This is a genomic window from Rurimicrobium arvi, assembly GCF_039540495.1.
Lineage (GTDB): Bacteria > Bacteroidota > Bacteroidia > Chitinophagales > Chitinophagaceae > Rurimicrobium > Rurimicrobium arvi.
On record NZ_BAABEZ010000022.1, the window covers coordinates 742,384 to 759,767 of the forward strand.

Consider the following 17,384-nt stretch of genomic DNA (forward strand, 5'->3'; position numbering starts at 1 on the left):
TCTGTTTTACGCGGAATGAAGCTGTAGGAATACGCGTAGTTCAGACCGTAGTTAAGGTCAAGGTTGTTTGCCCAGACATGGTTTCCTTTGGTAAAAGTGGTAAATCCGTTGAAGATACCATTGACGGTGAGCGAAGCCAGCTCACCGCCGGCAGCCCAGTTGTGCAGCAGTCCCTGGTTTCCGCCGATATTGAAAATGCCTCCGTAAGTCCATTTCCCCGGAGAATCGGCGGTGCCGTAATATTTGAATTCAGGTTTGGCTTTATCCGAATCGGTGATTACCTGTGCAGATGCGGCAAAAGCGGTGGTGATGCTTAGTAGAAGAAGGGATACGTTTTTCATCTGACGCTATTTTGGTTTGTATTTGGATTGTTTCAGGAACTGATCGGCTTGTTCCGTTGCGAATATCTGTTCGGGTGTCATTTCGGGATGCTCTTTTGCAAATGCTTTTACGATCCGGTAACCGAGCCAGGTGCCGATATTACCGGGGCTCTCAGCAGGCATACCGTTCGTTGTAGGTCCGTACACCACATAGCGACGCATTTTAGACCAGTTCTTTTCGAAAAGCAGATTGTTGGCGGCAAAGAAATTATAGATCATCGCTTCGTTTGCTTCGCACCATTTCAGCTGATCAGCGGTGTAACCGATCCGGTCTTCCGGCTGTACAAATGGCAACATTTTTTCCAGGAAATACTGCTGCTTACCCTTCTGGATCATCATATCCAACAGCGTACGCTCTTCGTCCCGGAAAGGGTGAAAATCAAAATAGATCGTATTGAATACCGATGGCACGATCGATTCCGGACGGAAATTGATCAGCATGTAGTCGGGCTGCCCTACCGATGTGTAGAATGGAAAGTTGCGTCCGAGGAACATGTCCAGTCCGATAGCGATACCTCCCTCGTAAGACACCACGCCCCAGTTTGCAAGGAACGAGTTGAAGTAAATAACGCGGGGGATTTTAAATTCCGGGTAGTAATGCTGCATGTACTGAAACCCTTTCAGGAGGTCTTCGTCTGTTTTCTTCGTATCGGGATAATGAACAGCAATCGTATCGAACAGGTTCCGGTAATCCGGGTAAGTGAGGAAACTGCGCACGCCGCGGGATACTGCCACACTGCTGTCTGTGTAATGGTGCATTACGCCTATGGCCAGTATGGTATCCAGGTAGAAGTCCAGGAATTCGGGATAAGATCCGTACAAATGTTCCAGTCCCGCACTGATATGATTTGAATCTATGGAGATAAAATCCCGATCGAAACGACGTGTCTGCAAATCCACTTTCACCCGGGAAACATCCGGCACGTGCTCAGATGAATTGCCGCCGCCGCAGGCACTCAACCCAAGCAACACGGCAAATACCATTCCCTTTAATAATAGGGTATCTTTATATTGAATACGCAGCATATAGTTCTTTTAAGTTATTAATTTTGACCGCAAAAATAGGTAAGCCCTGCCTGTTATCGAACATATTAAGCAGAATAAAAAAAGATTTCCGACTATGAAAAAACGAAAATTACTTACGCTATGCTGTGCACTGCTTGGCGGATTCCATACCCATGCTCAGACGGGTTATGACCCCGCACCGGAACAGGCTCCAGAAGAAAGGCTCAACCGCCTGCGTATCGGTGCCGTGGTCGCTCCCGGACTAGCCTGGATGAAGCCTTCAGCGGAGAAAGACGGGAACCAGACACAAAGAAGCGCGGGAAATAAGCTCAGCTTCATGTACGGATTGATGTTTGACTATGAATTCGCCGGCAATTACGCTATTTCCACCGGGCTGCAGATCAACAGCACAGGTGGGATTATAGAAACGTCCAACCCATCAGCAGCCGAGTTGTGGGCATCAAAAACACACATGAATTATTCTTTACAGTATATAGAATTACCTGTTGCTATAAAACTGAAGACCGACCGCATCAACAATTTCCGCATTTTCGGACAGGCCGGACTTACCATTGGATTTAACATCGGCAAGAAAGCCACTTATGAAATCGTACAGAAAAACAGCACGCTTGGCGACAGCATTTACAAAACAGACGTGAAGGAAAAGCTGACCGGTGGAATCGGTGTCGTGGCTCCGGTAATGTTCCAGATGAACCTGGGAACCGGTATACAATATGCCGTATCCCAGAACGTCGATGCATACATCGGTGTATTCTTCAATAACGGTTTTGCACCTAATGCCACAGATCCCACTAAAAACAACAAACTTCCGAAGTTTACCGACGGGAATACCCGCATGAACAGCTTTTCGCTGCGCTTAGGATTTTATTTCTGATGATACACCGAAGAGATTTTTGCCGGCCTTGTGCCGGCTTTTTTTTTGAGCAGACGAGGTGATCAGCAACGTATTATTCGCGCTGTCTGTTCACTTTGTAGGTTGCTTCGAGCACATCGTACAATTCCGGATGATGTTCTTGTAACAGCTCCGGCTTCTGGAAGAAATATTCCGATAAAACCGCAAAAAATTCGGCTTCATTAGTACCCGCATAAGGATTAAGATCCGACTCCCCATTGCGGATCTCCCGGATCGTGCGGTGCATCTGCCGCATCCAGGGCTGTATCAGTTCGTGAGGGATCATATACTCAGGAACGCCATCGGTGGCGCCATCTGCTTTATCCAGCAAATGCGCGAATTCATGTATTCCGGTATTGCCGGCGCCATGTTGCTCAAAACCGGCACGCAAAGCAGGTTGCGAAAGGATCATCATACGATGCATTGCGCCGTCTCCGACCATACCGATAACATTACGCTCGGCGTCCTCCATACTGAATTCCTTATTAAATACACCGGGATAAATCAGCACCTCATCGAGGTTATTATAGCCCCAGTCTGTAAAGTGAAAAATAGGAATGATCGCGCTGCATGCCACATACAAACGATCTAAGGAGGTAACGACCACGTCTTTCACGGGAGTGATGCGCGTGGTGTCCAGGAAATGCTGTACCCGCTGCCGGAATAAGGTCTTGCCCGTATCGTCCAGCTCGCGGTAAAAAGCGACATGTTCTTCAAGCTGCCGCTGCATTTCGACCGACGCTTCCGCTGAGACCGGATCTGCACTACCCTTTCTGCGCTTCCGCAGCAACACAATAACAGCCGTAACGACGAGCAATACGATGAGGTATTTCATATTAATATGGTTGCTGTAAAAGTAGGTCTGAAAACAATCCTGGCAACCGCCAGTAAAAACAATAGCAAATCTTTACAGAAATAAGAAGGGCCGACCAGTTGGTCGACCCTTCGGATAAAATATGCAACAAAAGTATTAGCGCTTGCTTACTTTGATCACCTGAGATTGTCCCTGTGCATCGGTTACCTTGATCAGGTAAAGACCGGAAGCACAACCGGACAGGTCAACAGCAGAACCGGAAGCAAGATTTTCTACTTCTTTCACTTTGCGGCCTTCGTTGGAGAATACCGCAACAGCAGTAAGCGCGGAACCATCGCTGGTTGTCAGGTACAATTTGTCTGAAACCGGGTTTGGCTGACAAATCACAGACAGGTTTTGTGCATTGCTGAAGCTCAGCGATCTTACCGGTGAATACGCAACAGAATTGTCGGCTTCTACCATTTTGAGGCGATAGAAGTGAGTTCCGTTGGAAACATTCTGATGCAGGTAAGAATAGTTGTTGGCTTTCGCAAGCTGCGCAGACTGTTCATCCAGTAAAGACCAGGATTTACCATCTGTACCGTGCATCAGCTGATAACGGACACCAGGTGTTTCCACGCCGGTAATCCAGGAGATCAGCGCATTGCGGTCGCCTTGTTTCACAGCAGTAAAGCTGATCAGTTCCACAGGCAGATCCAAAGCATTGATGATCGGAATATTTACCGTTGCGAGGTTGCTGATATTTCCTGTATTGTCAACAGCTGAATACATGAAGGAAATTACCGGAACATAAGCATTGGTATCAGGAGTAAATGCAAGTCGGTTAACCGCAGAAGGAGCGATCACCTGGCCGACTGTTACCGGCACACAACCTGTTGCAGGAGGCGTGGTACAGAGCGTCAGCACACCCTGGTCTGCAGATGGGATTGACTGGATCACATAATTTGCGATCGTTCCGTCAGCATCTGTGGCAGACAGCGGGTTCAGTGTGGAAGCGCCGGACATACGGGAAACACTTGGATTAGAGATATTCAGAGAGAACGGAGGATTGTTCACCACCGGAATGGTAACGGTTCCCGTGTTGCTCAGGTTACTGTCGTTGTCCGTAGCCGTATAAGTGAATGAAGCAACACCCATAAACGATGTGGACGGTGTAAACGTGATAGTCGCAGCCTGTGCAGCAGACATTACCGTACCTACTGTAACCGCGGTACCACAACCGGTAGACGGAGGCGTTACGCAATAAGTAAGAGCACCGTTGTTGCTGGCAGGAATACTTCTGATAGTGTAGTTTGACACCGTTCCGTCCGGATCCGTGGCACTCAGCGCAGAAGTCAGAGCTACCGAACTCGTATTGTTGATCGGAGCGGCATTGTAGCTCAGCGCAACCGGAGGTTCGCCGGAACCGAATGCAGCGGAAACAACAGGGATCGTCACTGATGCAGGCTGGCTTACCAGTCCGTTATCGTCCACAGTCTGGAAATTAAACACATAATTACCCGTGAAACTGCTGTTTGGCAGGAAGTACAAAGTAGCAACCTGTGCAGGGGTAAGACCTGTAACAGGGCCGGAAATTGTAGTGAGCGTGCCCGCAGTACAGGAAGAAGGAGCGGCAGCACAATATTTCAGGGTGCCGGAACCAGCAGCCGGAACGCTGGTGATATTGAAACTTACTACAGAACCATCCTGGTCGCTGCCGGTAAGCGTTGGCAGCAAGGTCGGTGTTGCTTTTGTATTCTGGATCGGACTTACACTGGTCGGATTGGCAATCGGAGGATTGTTGTTAACCGGAATGCTGTAAGTAGCCGTATTGCTCGTAAGCGGAGTAGTACCGTTATCAAGAGCGGTGTATGTAAAGCTCAGTGTTCCTGTATAGGTCTGAACCGGGTCGAAATAGAGGGTCGTTGCCTGAGCAGGAGTAAGCGTTGCTCCGGCAGGTACGGCTGTAAGTGTTCCCACGGTGCAGGATCCTGACGCACAATAGTACAATGTTCCCTGCGTGGAAGCATTGGGTAAAGCGCTGGTGACCGTATAGCTTACCACTGAACCGTCAGGATCTGTAGCGATCAGGTTCGGGATAGCCGTACGTCCGAGGCTGCTGTTCAGCACCTGGGCTTTTACGTTTTCCGCAATCGGAGGTTTGTTGCCGCTGGCTGTACCTACAGGCACCACCGGAACGGTAAACGGACTGGAAGCAGAAACATTACCGTTGTCATCTGTAGCAACATACTGGAAGGTATAGTCGCCGGAGAATCCTAATGTAGGATCAAACTTCAGCGTAGCCATCTGTGCGGGAGTGATCGTAGTACCCGAAGTGATCGTGGTCACGGTGCCGGTACATGGCTCGTCAGAAGAAGAGCAATAAGAAAGCACACCCTGTGTGGAAGACGGAACGGAGTTGATCGTATAGCTTACCACAGTACCGTCAGCATCAGCACCCAGCAGACTAGGCAATGGCGCCGCGTGCATGGTATCGATGATCTGCGTGGTACGGATAGGTTGTGTAACAGGCTTCTCGTTATACACAGGTATAGTGAAGGTAGCCGAGTTACTTACCAGGGAGTTCGCATCGGTTGCAGTGTACGTGAAGGTAGCAGTACCTGTAAATGTCTGAACCGGATCGAAGAACAGGCTCGCAGCCTGGTTTGGGGTAAGGCTCATACCTGAAGTAACGGCAGTGTAACCACCGGAAGTACAGGTTGGAGGGAACGTAGCACAGTAATACAGTACACCCTGTGCGCCCGTAGGCAGGGACGTGATTGTATAGCTGCTGATCGCTGTACCCATTGGGCTGGAAGCCTGCAGTTGCGGTATCGCAGTTTCCGCATTATGACTGTTGATCGACTGCGAAGTTATGTTCACTGCAACCGGTGGTATCAGGATAAACGGAACCTGAAGCGTTGCAGCATTCGTGCTTTCGACATTTGCATTGTCGATGACCTTAAAGCTCAGGGTATCGGTAACAGCCCCGTCAACCGGATCAATTGCCACTACCGTACCGGAAACGGTGTAAGTAACACCGCCCGCCGGCCATGTGGATGAAGTGTAAGTAGTGCTTCCGATCGTGATACTTGTTGCATTTGATGGGAAGGTGATGATATGCACTTTAGAGATAGAACCTGAGGTATCGGTACCGGTGAATCCGGCAGAGATATTGGAAGTAGCAGTACCATTAGGATTGGTACGTGTAGGCATTGTCGCCGCATTCGGAGTAGGTCTTTGTTCCACACCGAAGTTTACGTTTGTTCTGTTTGCAGAAAGCGCAACCAGGATACGACCGTCCGGAGAGCCTGTATCAACACCTGAACCAGCTGTAGTACCGGTCTGCTCGCCTACATAAGTCCAGTTGTCGGGCAGCGGTGTAGTGGGCGCCAGAGAGAAGATTGTTCCTGCTGTCGGAGAAATCTGCACATAGTAATTGGCAAAAGGATAGCCATTGAATGTGTAAGCGCCGCCGCTGATCGGGGTGCTCGCAATCACGTATCCTGATTCATCGAGCAGGTTCGCATACATCGCTGTAGTGCGCACGGTGCTGATGGCTGTTCCGTTTACCAGGTTGTCGGTAAGACCGTTTACATCATTATATAAGTTACCGGAAATGTTGAAGGTAACGTTTGCACAGTTGGTAACGCTTCCGCCCAATGCGAACGAAGTAATGTTACCGTCTGCCGTACCATCGCCTTTAGAACCTCCCTGTACGTGACCGGAGAAGTAAAAAGCAGGAGACGAGGCCTTAGAATAGATAATTGTGTGGTGACCGCCGATCTCAAATGCAGTCGCATCATTGGTAGGAACGGTAGAAGCAGTGGTAGGTGTGGTTACGTTGGCTGTTGCGCCGGCACCGATAATACCACCATTGTTTGAACCCCACAGGTAAACGTTACCGGTAAGGGTGATCGCACCAAGTGAGTAGAACCCGTTTGCATATGGGTTGTTAGAAGACAACTTACGTACACCGATTGGCGCAGACAGGGCATTCCAGCTGGTGCTTACGGTAGTGAAAGTTGAAGAACCTGTACCCAGAGCACCGTTCAGGTTGCGACCGAGTGTATACAATTTATTGTTGGAACCGAGCATCAGCACAACAGCTTCAATACCGGGAGAGGTGATGATTTCTGCAGAACGCGGAACCATGGAAGAAGAGAAGTCTGAGTGCAGCGTCATCAGAGTAGCATATGCCTGGTCGGCAGCGGAAGTGCTGTTACCCAGCAATACGTTGTCACCCCATACATAAGCCGTACCGGAATTGGTAATTGCCAGTGCGGAAGTTCCGGCGAAGCTCAGTTCGATAACACCCGAAAGGTTTGTGCTCGCACCTGTTTTCACCTGATGCCATACGGTAGAACCGGCACCATCAAGCGATGTAACACCTGTACCATAAACACGTCCTGAACAGGCACTACCCGCACCCGCCTTAATCCATACCGCACCGCTTGTTGTTACGAGGGCAAGGCCACCGCGACTGGAACGGATGAAGCTGATGTCGGAAGCCAGCACGCCGGAAGGAAGATCCGATTCAGTGATCGGCAGTACGCCGGCGCGGTTAGCTTTGATTGTATTTCCGGAATAGCCCCAGCCCCAGATGCCCTGAGTGGTTTGCAGCCACATCTGCGTTGCAGCGGGGGCAGTGGATTCTGAAGTACCACTCGCCGCAACGGCGAGAGGCGTACCATTATATTCGAATAAAGTTTTGGGTGCATCCATATCCACACCAGGTTCTGCCGAGCTGGCTGCCTGTCCCCAGAATGCGACAGTGGGCTGACCGTTAATTACAAGGGTTGCGTGCATGGAAGATGCCACGATATCTTTGGCCGAAGGCAGCGGACAACCGATTGCCGTCTGCGGAGGACAAATATATTCTTCAGGGGTATTGATACAGTCGAAAGTGTAACGGTCTTCATTGGTAACGATACCGTCACCCATACTACCGTTGATCTTGTGACCTACATAACAGAATTTACTCGTTGAAGCAAGGAACGCCGCTGTAGTGTGGCCACCCATTTCGAAGTAACCGATCGTAGCGTTATTCAATGTAAAGTTCGCCGGCAAATGCGGATAGAGATATTGCTGACTGTCCGCAGCATAAATTGTATCAGACGCCAGCATGTGACGACGGTTATCGCCCCACAGGTACAGATTACCGGAAGAGGTTAATGCACCGGCATTGTAGTTGGTATTACCGGTTCCTCCGATTACATAAGGGTTGTTGGTACCGATTTGTACGATATTGGAAAGATCCGAAGCTCCGCCCGGAGCTTTTACCGTCTGCCAGGTGGTGAAATCGGTTTCAATACCCTGTCCCAACGCTCCGCGGTAACCCTCTCCGAGAGCATACATCTTACCATTGGTACCGAGAATATACTGGGCCGCAGTAGCAAGGTTCGCATCATACACGAAACGTGTATTGATGTTTATATCAGATGCAGAGACGCTGGCAGGCAACGTTACGGCTCGCGCATAACCGAAAACAGCGGCCGCAGAACCATCTCCTTTAAATACCTGATCTCCCCACACATAAACTGTTCCGGAGCCGGTGAGTGCCATTGCTGCACGACCACCCAGCGAAAAGTTGGTTACGCCGGTAAGGAATGTAGCACCGGTGCTCGTTTTAACCTGGTGCCATGCCGTATCAAGCGCTGTTGTGGAATCTCCGTAAATGAGAGAGGTCTGTGCACTGGAAGCATTATCACCACCCTGACGTACGTACACTGAACCGGAGTTCGTAACGATGGCCAGCGCACCACAGGATGCCTCAATGAAATTGACATCTGAGATAGTGATACCGGAAGGTAGCGGAACTGTAGAAAGGCCGATATTACCAGTTACATTACCACGGATAGTTTTGTTACTGTATCCCCAACCGTAAATAGCAGTGGTGGTATGCAGGAACAACTGGTGGTTTGTACTGGATGCACTACCTGCAGCTACGCTGACAGGAGTTCCGGAATAGCCGGTGAGCGTGAGCGGGGAAAGCACATCTGCCCCACTACCACTGGCATTGGAAGCCTCTCCCCAATAACGAACGGAGTCTCCGTTGGTTATAACTACGGAACTGTGAAATGAGGAAGCCATTTTCTTCCTTGCTACGTAACTCGGACATTGGGCCGAGACGTCTTTGGCAAAAACCCAAAGAGTTAAAATGAATAAAAGTTTTTTCATACGGTTGCTGTCAAAAAAATTAAATAAGATCGAATTTTAAAATATTAGCTGTTGAATACCAATATTTCGTTTGTCTCGGATGCGCCGGAATCGATAGTAGACGCATTCAGGAAACTTTCGATCAAATCCAGCTTTTTCTCCAGCGAGATTTGATTAAGGTTTTGGGGCAGTTCATTCATACAATTGGGATTAAAATAAAACGTTTATGCTTTGACCCATTTCATGCAAAAACCGTTCCAAAACTTTGTGAAAACGCATATTTAGTTTACCAAAATGCATAAACAATTCACCAAACCGCATATAGCTGAACCAAAACCCTATTTTATGGTATAAAAAAAATGTGTAAGCACCTCATAAAAAGATGCTTACACATATGCGCGAGACATTTAAGGAAGATTCTATAATTGTAAAGAAAAATCTAATGCTGCTTTTTTTACGAAATATTTTACCGCGTGAAACCGCGCCTACAGAGAATCAATGAGTTCTTTCAATTTCGAAAGCGGAATATGGTCAGATTCATATTTTCCGTAATAACTGTTAAAAATATTGCCTCCGGCGTCAATCAGTATATCGGCAGGTGCTTTATCAGACATACCTTTTTCTTCTATACCTTTTAATTTACTTTTCTCCACTTTGATTGCGGGCTTTTTATGACCGAGCAATTTAGGTCGGAACGATGCCTGGTCACCGATCTCAAAAAGCCGGTACAAAGCCTGTTCGGAATCAGAAATGATTATCTGGTAGTAAGCAGCCGTATCACGGAAACGCTGCAGCACTTCTTTCGTTGAAGGAAAAACGGCCAGAACGACAATATCTTTGGAACGGAAATATTCTTTTTGCTGCTCTATTTCCAGAAAACGCGCCAAAGACGGAAAACTGCTAATATTCCGGTAAAAGGTCATCAGTATTTTACGGCCTTTGTATTGCTCCACCGAGTGAAAACGGCCGTCAATGTCCTTTGCCGAAAAAGATGGTGCAAATTGTCCGGGGTAAAGCTGCGCAGATGCGTCGGCCAGCATTCCAACCAGGAAAATGGCGGACAATACTGTCTTTTTCAGAAAGGAAGCGTGCATGTTGATCGGATTTTGATTGCCTCAAATATACACGCTTTAAAGAATCATTAAAATAACCGCCGAGGCAAAACCCATAAAAAAGACCATCTTGCGTGCTAAACCGTAAACAATTGCCTTTTCACAAAAGAATTTTCACCTTAATCTGCCTGGCAACCTCCTGCTCTGCCCTGTACGCGCAGGAAAAAAAAACGGATACAGCTACAGTATTGCGGCTGCCTGTTCCGGAACCTCCCAACAGAAAATATATAGGGGATTATCACCGCGATCTCACATTACGCGTTTTTGGAGCACGCCGGTACTACAGTTACGGGCTGCATGACAAAGGATTCGCCTACAACCCGAAATATTTCCCCAACACGCCATTCAACATAGGAGCGGGATTCAACTACCGTGTGTTAGGACTCAATATAGGATTTAATCTACCGCTGATCAACGATACCAAAGAACATGGAAAAACCCGGTTCCTCGACCTACAAACCCATTTTTACGGGAGAAAACTCACGATGGACGTGCTGTTTCAGCACTACCGTGGATTTTACATGCCGGAATACAATTTTCTTAAGGACGGAACGGCGCAGGATCCGGTGTACATAAGGCCGGATATACGCTTTACCAATTTAGGCTTCTCAGCCCAATACCTGCTTAATGGCAAGAAATTTTCGATCCGTGCGGCGTTTCTGCAAAATGAAACCCAGTTGCGCAGTGCAGGATCTCCGATCATCGGGGGCGGTGTGAACCTTACGCGTATCGCTGCCGACTCCTCCATTATTCCCGGAAACCCGAGTCAGGACAATTATTTCGACAATCTGCATTTCAACAGATCCTCCATTCTGAGCTCGCAGGTGCACGCAGGATATGGATATACGATTGTACTGCCCCTGCACCTGTTCATCACGGCTGCAGTCACCGCCGGCATAGGAGTCAACTTCAGCAGTCTTAACGGACCGGGTGAACGTACGCAGGGAATCGGCACAGACGCATTCAGCACAGCGCGATTAGGCATGGGCTATAATTCGCGCAGGTACTTTGCAGGAATACAGTATTACGGCACCTTATTGAGCAGCAGCGCGCCGCTTATCTACACGAGACAGGAATTCGGAGCGGGAAATTTCCGCATTTCTTTTGCACGCAGGTTCACTTTAAAGAAAAACCTGATCGGTATCTATTAATAATTACCAGCCGCCGCCGGCGCCACCGCCACCGGAAGATCCCCCGCCAAAGCCGCCGAATCCGCCACCACCGCCGGAAGATCCACCTCCCCAGCCGCCACCCCAACCGGAGGAGCGATGACGATTACTGAGCATGCTTGCGGCGATCCACCCTGCGCTGTTCAGCAGTCCGCCGCCGCCACCTCCGCCGCCACGGCGGGAAGCAGCAATGATCACGATGACAACAATCAGCAAGATGACAGCTGTACCAGGCCCTCCTTTGGATTTGCGGCCCTGATCATCATCGGAAGGATCAGCCTTATATTCTCCGCGTGCCGCAAGAATAATGGCATCGCTTGCTTTATCAAATGCTATGAAATAATCCCCTCTTTTGAAATTCGGTTCCATTTCCCGGCGTATGATCTGTCCGAGCAACCCGTCCGGCAGTGCGCCTTCCATGCCATACCCGGTGGTTATCCAGATCTTACGCTGTTCTTTGGCAACGAGGATCAGCACGCCGTTATCGTGTTCTTTCCCGCCGACATGCCATTTATTGAATAATTGCACCGTATAGTCGGCAATATCGTACTGACCGATACTCTGTAAGGTGACTATGGCGATTTCAGTAGAAGTTGAATCGCGGTAACTTCGCAACTTTTGCTCGAGGGTCCCGCGCTCCTGGTCGGAAAGAAAATGTGCAAAGTCGTTTACCAGCGCAGGCGGGTTAGGTTGCGCGGGGAAATCGCCGTCAGCTGCGTTAGAGCAAAAAGGCAGCGCAAGGAGCAACAGCAGCAAGAACTGCTTCAGGCCCTTTGTAAAAAAGTATTGTTTATTCCTCATTTCCCAAACACGATTTCATCCGGTAACTCATTAATATTATCCCCGCCTTTGTAAGGAAAGTGTGTCGCAAGACTATTGCCGACAGAGCGGACACAGGATGCTATTCCTTCTGCAATGGCGCCTTTTTTCAGAAATCCCTTTAGTGATTCAGCCGCCTGTTGCCAGTAAGCATTGCCGCCCACGAGTTCATTGATACCACGGTCTCCCGCGATAGCGAATTGACGGTCGCGCAGCGCGAGATAGATCAGCACACCGTTTTGCTCCTTTGTTTCATGCATATTCAATTGCACGAACAGTTGTTCACAACGGTCAATGGGATTCACCATCGGGCAGTGAGACTCGATATAAACGCGTATCTCACCGGTGGTAAGACGCTCGGCCTCTTTCACCGCGCTCACCACAACCGCGCAGTCGGCGGAGGGCAGCAGACTTTTGTCTTTTTTGAAAAAAGAGAACATAACAGAAGTAAAAAGGCGCAACGTTTTACCTTTTAGGGCAGCACGTTACGCCTGATGATTAACTGATTAAAACTTCACTTTCGGAGCACTCTGCGCAGCAGCATCTGCCTCGAAAGTACCACGCACTTTAAAGCCCATCATTCCCGCGAAAAGGTTGTTCGGGAATTTACGCGTTTCCACGTTGTACGCCTGAACAGACTCGTTATAATTCTTGCGCTCAACAGCAATACGGTTTTCCGTACCTGCGATCTCGTCCTGAAGTTTCAGGAAGTTTTCATTTGTCTTAAGTTCGGGATAAGCTTCATTCACTACCATCAACCGGCCCAGAGCCTGGCTCAGTTCTCCCTGCGCAGACTGGAATTCTTTCAGTTTTTCGGGAGAAAGATCATTCGGATCCACTTTAATCGAGGTGGCTTTTGCACGCGCTTCGATAACAGCGGTAAGTGTGCTTTTTTCAAAATTAGCCGCACCTTTTACTGTTTCCACAAGATTCCCGATCAGATCAGATCTGCGCTGGTACTGATTCTGCACCTGACTCCATTTGGCTTTTACATCTTCATCTAAAGTAACCAGGTTGCGTTGAATGTTACAGGACATACACCCGCCGATAAAAATAACTGCGAGCAGAACGAGCAAAACCGGTAATGCCTTTTTCATAATTGTGTCTGTTTTTGTTTTAAAATTTGATGATACAAAGATATATGTTTCGCGATCCCGCGCAATGAAAAGCGCCTACAAATCGCCGAGCTGCGGCCGAATAATTACCGTCTCCACTACAGCGTTCGCCGAAAGCGTATAAGCCGACCAGAGCGTATCGGCAATATCCGATGCCGCCATAATCCGATCTTCATGCACACCACTGCCCTCCCAGGAGCGGCTGTGTGTGGCGCCGGGACAAAGCGCCGTTACCCGGATACCCGATGTCTTCAATTCTTCCCGAAGATTATCAGAAAAGCCAAGCAACGCATATTTGCTGATGCTGTAAGATCCTCCGTTCGGATAAGCTTTCAGGCTGGCAACGGAGCACATGTTGAAGATATGTCCTTTATTTCCCATCAGCGGAATCATTTCCCGGGTAAGATCATATGCACTGATCACGTTCAATTGCAGCATCATCACGAGCTGCCCTTGCGGCTCATCGCGGAGCTGACCCGGCAAAAAAAGTCCGGCATTATTGACGAGTATATCCAATTGCTGAAAGTGGCTTCGGACAAAGGCTGCGAAGCGACCGGCACCATCCGGCATGCTCAGATCCACAGAAAACACGTGTACTGCCGGACTTCCGGCGGCCCGTGCTTCAGAAGCGATCTTTTGCAGATCGGTTTCATTACGGGCACAAATGGCCAGAGCAAAACCCTGTTGCGCCAGTTTCATGGCCACAGCCGCTCCAATTCCCTGGGAACCTCCCGTTATCACTGCGTTTCGCATCCTGTTACTGATCGCTTTTTAGTTTTTCATTCTGCGCATGACGGTCTGCATCACGCTTTGTTTTCTTATCCATGTTCTTACGGAAAGCCTCGCTCAGATCCACGCCCGTCTGATTGGCCAGACAAAGCAGCACCCAGAGCACATCGGCCATCTCGTCGGACAGTTCTTTTCCCTCATCAGACTTTTTAAAAGACTGTTCGCCAAAACTGCGCACCATCAGCCGCGACAGTTCGCCTACCTCTTCCATCAGGATACCGAGATTCGTAAGCTCCGAAAAATACCGGACGCCCACGGTTCTGATCCACTGATCAACTTCCTGCTGCGCTTCGCGTAAGCTGAGATCCTGCATTTTTTAAGTAAAGTTTTTTGTTAGTATTCTTAAAAATGATGACCTTACGCTTCACTTAAAAGACCCTGACCAAAGTATGTCTGTATATTCTTCTGATGTGGAAGCGGCCAACGCGCTAAAGGTACAATTTGAAACGCTGAAAAAGACGATCGCCAAGGTGATTGTAGGACAGGAGCAGGTGGTGGACCAACTGCTTATTTCCATATTGTGCAACGGACACTCACTGCTTGTAGGCGTTCCCGGATTGGCCAAGACACTGCTGATCAAAACGGTTGCCGATGTGATGGATCTCTCCTTCAAGCGCATCCAGTTTACCCCCGACCTGATGCCGGGCGATATTGTGGGAGCTGAAATACTGGACGAAAGCCGGAATTTCCGCTTCGTGAAAGGACCCATTTTTGCAAACATTGTTCTGGCTGATGAGATCAACCGTACTCCCCCCAAGACACAGGCGGCACTGCTGGAAGCGATGCAGGAAAAAAATGTGACCGCCGGAGGAACCATATATAAGCTGCCCGCGCCATTTTTCGTACTTGCCACACAAAACCCTATCGAGCAGGAAGGAACTTACCCGCTTCCGGAAGCGCAGCTGGACCGCTTTATGTTTATGATACGGCTTGATTACCCGAGTTTCCGGGAAGAAGTGGACATTGTAAAAAATACGACCGGTGCTTATACTGCCGACCTGCATAAAGTGATGGATGCCGCGAATATCCAGGAGTTCCAGGCGCTTGTACGCCGGGTGCCTGTAGCGGATAATGTGCTGGAATATGCGGTGGCCCTGTCTCAGAAAACAAGACCCGGAAATGACACGGCACCGGAAATCACCCAAAAATATATCGCCTACGGAGCAGGTCCACGTGCTTCGCAATACCTGGTGATGGCGGCAAAATGCCATGCTCTGCTGAAAGGAAAATATTCCCCCGACATCGAGGATGTGAAAGCAATGGCAGAAGCCGTTTTGCGGCATCGTGTGGTACGCAATTACCGCGCAGAAGCAGAAGGGCTCAGCCAGGAGTCGCTGATCCGGCAATTACTGTAATCAAAAAAAGCGGGCCTATACCGGCCCGCTTTTTAACACTTGTCTTTTTATTGCTTTACAAAGCTGCCGCCCGCGCGCTTTTCCTCATCCTGATAAATCACTTGGTAAGTCCCGGATGCAAGATGCTCCAGTCCTATCTGTAAACCATTACCCTGCTGCTGTACCTGCACACTCATACGGCGTCCCAATATATCGTACACCTGCATACGGTCTGCGTCCAGACGCTTACCTGTAAATGAACTAAGGTATAAGCTTTGCTGGGCCGGGTTCGGATAAATACGCAGACGACCGTCCAATGACGCAATCTCTGCAACGCTTAAAGGCTTTAACGGATGCCAGTAGACCTGCCATACACTATCAGCAAGGTTCGTTATGGGCGTAAAGTCTGTTATCGTACCGCAGGCATACCCCAACGTGTCTGTGAGCATCACTGCCATAGCCACTTTGGCCTTTGTTCCCGGCTGAAAATCGTAGCCATGGGTGGAAATGACAAAACGCTGATCTTTTAAGGTGTATTTTGAATCACACATTACGGCACCATCTTTAATGGAATAGAGATAGGGCGATCCGGGTAGCGGATGACCATCCGCATCATTTCCCTGCATGTACGCTTCAAATTCCGAGGCCTTTCTGGGATTCCTGTCAGGACCTATTAAGGTGCCGGAAAACGTATTGAATCCTCCTGCAGGCAGCATTGAACCCGGGTATACATCACCCGGAATTTCCAAGAGTGAATAGCCGGCCATTGGCGGATGGCTACCGTAGTAAGCGGGGTCTGGACAATCGGGAATCTCTCCGTTATATTCTATACCCATGCGGTGAACAGAATCGAAAGCCAGGTAATCGTCGTAACGACAACCCAGATCTGCATCCGAGAAAAGACCAAACTGGAAATTTTTGTACTTGATAGTCGACTTATTATACATCTCATACTCATAATAGAGTACACGATCAATATCTGTACCCCGACTATAAGCGTACGCACTGATCCGGTATTCTATACCCATAGGATACGCTCTCGACATGGTATGCTTTTCTGTATTATCATTGATCACCCACCAGAGCATCTGATCGCCTTTGATATCCGGATAATCACCTTTGATCGGATCATATGAACCGTTCGCGTCAACATCAACAAACGGCGCCATATCTGTTGTAATAGAAAGTGCGGCACCGGCCGCACCCTGGGCATACATATTTCCTTTGGCAGGCCAGCGCAATATATCTTCAGGTGTAGTTGCCACCGTGCGGCTGCTCATCGCACGAAATGTAGCAATATCACTCTGATTCACCTTCCATATCCTTCCCCATGCAGCGCTTGTGGCAGGAGAGCAGGAACCCGTATTATCCAACGGACCTGGCCAGAAATCAATACCCAACGACCTGTATAAAGTAGTCGCGGCATACAATGTATCGTTCGCATCACGCGCCACTGCCCAGAGCCCGCCTGTATAAGATGCCGTTTTACCGGTTCCCTGAGGATATTCAAATTCGGATGCAAATGTGGACGTATTATACCACATATCGCCGTGCACCATATGTATGGCTTTGATCTGGTTTATATCCAGATACCTGGCGTCAGCGGATATCGTTTGTCCAAACGACAATTGCGGGCTTATGCTGCCGGCAAACATGATTGCCAGGAGCTTTTTGTATAAAGTGTGTTTCATGCGTATCGGAATTAGATATGGTTAATTTTATCATGAAAATAATACCTTTATCTCTAATTTCCAATAAAAACGCCGCTATTTTTACATAAAAATAGCGGCTATGGA

15 protein-coding genes are annotated in these 17,384 nt (G+C 48.8%); 3 read left to right on the forward strand and 12 right to left on the reverse strand.

Annotated elements, in window-relative coordinates:
• A partial coding sequence (locus ABD846_RS09950) for a DUF3078 domain-containing protein (protein ID WP_344826065.1) occupies window positions 1–341 on the reverse strand: 341 nt, incomplete at its 3' end.
• Window positions 342–347: 6 nt separating this feature from the next.
• Complete coding sequence (gene gldB, locus ABD846_RS09955; RefSeq protein WP_344826068.1) at window positions 348–1,406, reverse strand: gliding motility lipoprotein GldB; 1,059 nt, start codon at window positions 1,404–1,406, stop codon at window positions 348–350.
• A gap of 94 nt (window positions 1,407–1,500) precedes the next feature.
• On the opposite strand from gldB, the gene ABD846_RS09960 reads away from it, so the two are divergent.
• Window positions 1,501–2,280: a porin family protein gene (locus ABD846_RS09960; protein WP_344826071.1), complete on the forward strand. Its 780-nt coding sequence runs from the start codon at window positions 1,501–1,503 to the stop codon at window positions 2,278–2,280.
• A gap of 73 nt (window positions 2,281–2,353) precedes the next feature.
• On the opposite strand, the gene ABD846_RS09965 is transcribed toward ABD846_RS09960, so the two are convergent.
• The 4 genes from ABD846_RS09965 to ABD846_RS09980 form a co-directional block, all read right to left on the reverse strand.
• On the reverse strand, window positions 2,354–3,133 hold the full coding sequence (locus tag ABD846_RS09965) for a M90 family metallopeptidase (protein WP_344826074.1): 780 nt from the start codon (window positions 3,131–3,133) through the stop codon (window positions 2,354–2,356).
• Window positions 3,134–3,268: 135 nt separating this feature from the next.
• The gene (locus tag ABD846_RS09970; RefSeq protein ID WP_344826076.1) at window positions 3,269–9,271 is read right to left on the reverse strand and encodes a T9SS type A sorting domain-containing protein; all 6,003 of its coding nucleotides are present in this window, start codon (window positions 9,269–9,271) and stop codon (window positions 3,269–3,271) included.
• A gap of 44 nt (window positions 9,272–9,315) precedes the next feature.
• On the reverse strand, window positions 9,316–9,450 hold the full coding sequence (locus tag ABD846_RS09975; RefSeq protein ID WP_344826079.1) for a hypothetical protein: 135 nt from the start codon (window positions 9,448–9,450) through the stop codon (window positions 9,316–9,318).
• 285 nt (window positions 9,451–9,735) lie between these two features.
• The gene (locus tag ABD846_RS09980) at window positions 9,736–10,344 is read right to left on the reverse strand and encodes a peroxiredoxin family protein (protein WP_344826082.1); all 609 of its coding nucleotides are present in this window, start codon (window positions 10,342–10,344) and stop codon (window positions 9,736–9,738) included.
• Window positions 10,345–10,454: 110 nt separating this feature from the next.
• Between ABD846_RS09980 and ABD846_RS09985 the strand changes: the two genes are divergently transcribed.
• Window positions 10,455–11,513, forward strand: coding sequence for a DUF4421 domain-containing protein (locus ABD846_RS09985; RefSeq protein WP_344826085.1), 1,059 nt, complete (start codon window positions 10,455–10,457; stop codon window positions 11,511–11,513).
• A 3-nt stretch (window positions 11,514–11,516) separates the two neighbouring features.
• Here the strand turns inward: ABD846_RS09985 and ABD846_RS09990 are convergent, their stop codons facing one another.
• The 5 genes from ABD846_RS09990 to ABD846_RS10010 form a co-directional block, all read right to left on the reverse strand.
• Window positions 11,517–12,332 carry a TPM domain-containing protein gene (locus ABD846_RS09990; RefSeq protein WP_344826088.1) on the reverse strand — a complete coding sequence of 272 codons (816 nt, stop codon included), beginning with the start codon at window positions 12,330–12,332 and terminating at the stop codon, window positions 11,517–11,519.
• Window positions 12,329–12,790, reverse strand: coding sequence for a TPM domain-containing protein (locus ABD846_RS09995; RefSeq protein WP_344826091.1), 462 nt, complete (start codon window positions 12,788–12,790; stop codon window positions 12,329–12,331). The genes ABD846_RS09990 and ABD846_RS09995 overlap by 4 nt, the downstream gene beginning before the upstream one ends.
• Before the next feature lie 66 nt (window positions 12,791–12,856).
• Window positions 12,857–13,447: a LemA family protein gene (locus ABD846_RS10000; RefSeq protein ID WP_344826094.1), complete on the reverse strand. Its 591-nt coding sequence runs from the start codon at window positions 13,445–13,447 to the stop codon at window positions 12,857–12,859.
• A gap of 75 nt (window positions 13,448–13,522) precedes the next feature.
• Window positions 13,523–14,218, reverse strand: coding sequence for an SDR family NAD(P)-dependent oxidoreductase (locus tag ABD846_RS10005; RefSeq protein WP_344826097.1), 696 nt, complete (start codon window positions 14,216–14,218; stop codon window positions 13,523–13,525).
• A 4-nt stretch (window positions 14,219–14,222) separates the two neighbouring features.
• The gene (locus ABD846_RS10010) at window positions 14,223–14,567 is read right to left on the reverse strand and encodes a nucleotide pyrophosphohydrolase (protein ID WP_344826100.1); all 345 of its coding nucleotides are present in this window, start codon (window positions 14,565–14,567) and stop codon (window positions 14,223–14,225) included.
• A gap of 76 nt (window positions 14,568–14,643) precedes the next feature.
• Here ABD846_RS10010 and ABD846_RS10015 point away from each other — a divergent pair, with 76 nt between their 5' ends.
• The gene (locus tag ABD846_RS10015) at window positions 14,644–15,609 is read left to right on the forward strand and encodes an AAA family ATPase (RefSeq protein ID WP_344826103.1); all 966 of its coding nucleotides are present in this window, start codon (window positions 14,644–14,646) and stop codon (window positions 15,607–15,609) included.
• Window positions 15,610–15,656: 47 nt separating this feature from the next.
• Here ABD846_RS10015 and ABD846_RS10020 read toward each other — a convergent pair whose 3' ends face one another.
• Window positions 15,657–17,279, reverse strand: a complete 1,623-nt coding sequence (locus ABD846_RS10020; protein WP_344826106.1) for a T9SS type A sorting domain-containing protein — start codon at window positions 17,277–17,279, stop codon at window positions 15,657–15,659.
• Between the last annotated feature and the right edge of the window lie 105 nt (window positions 17,280–17,384).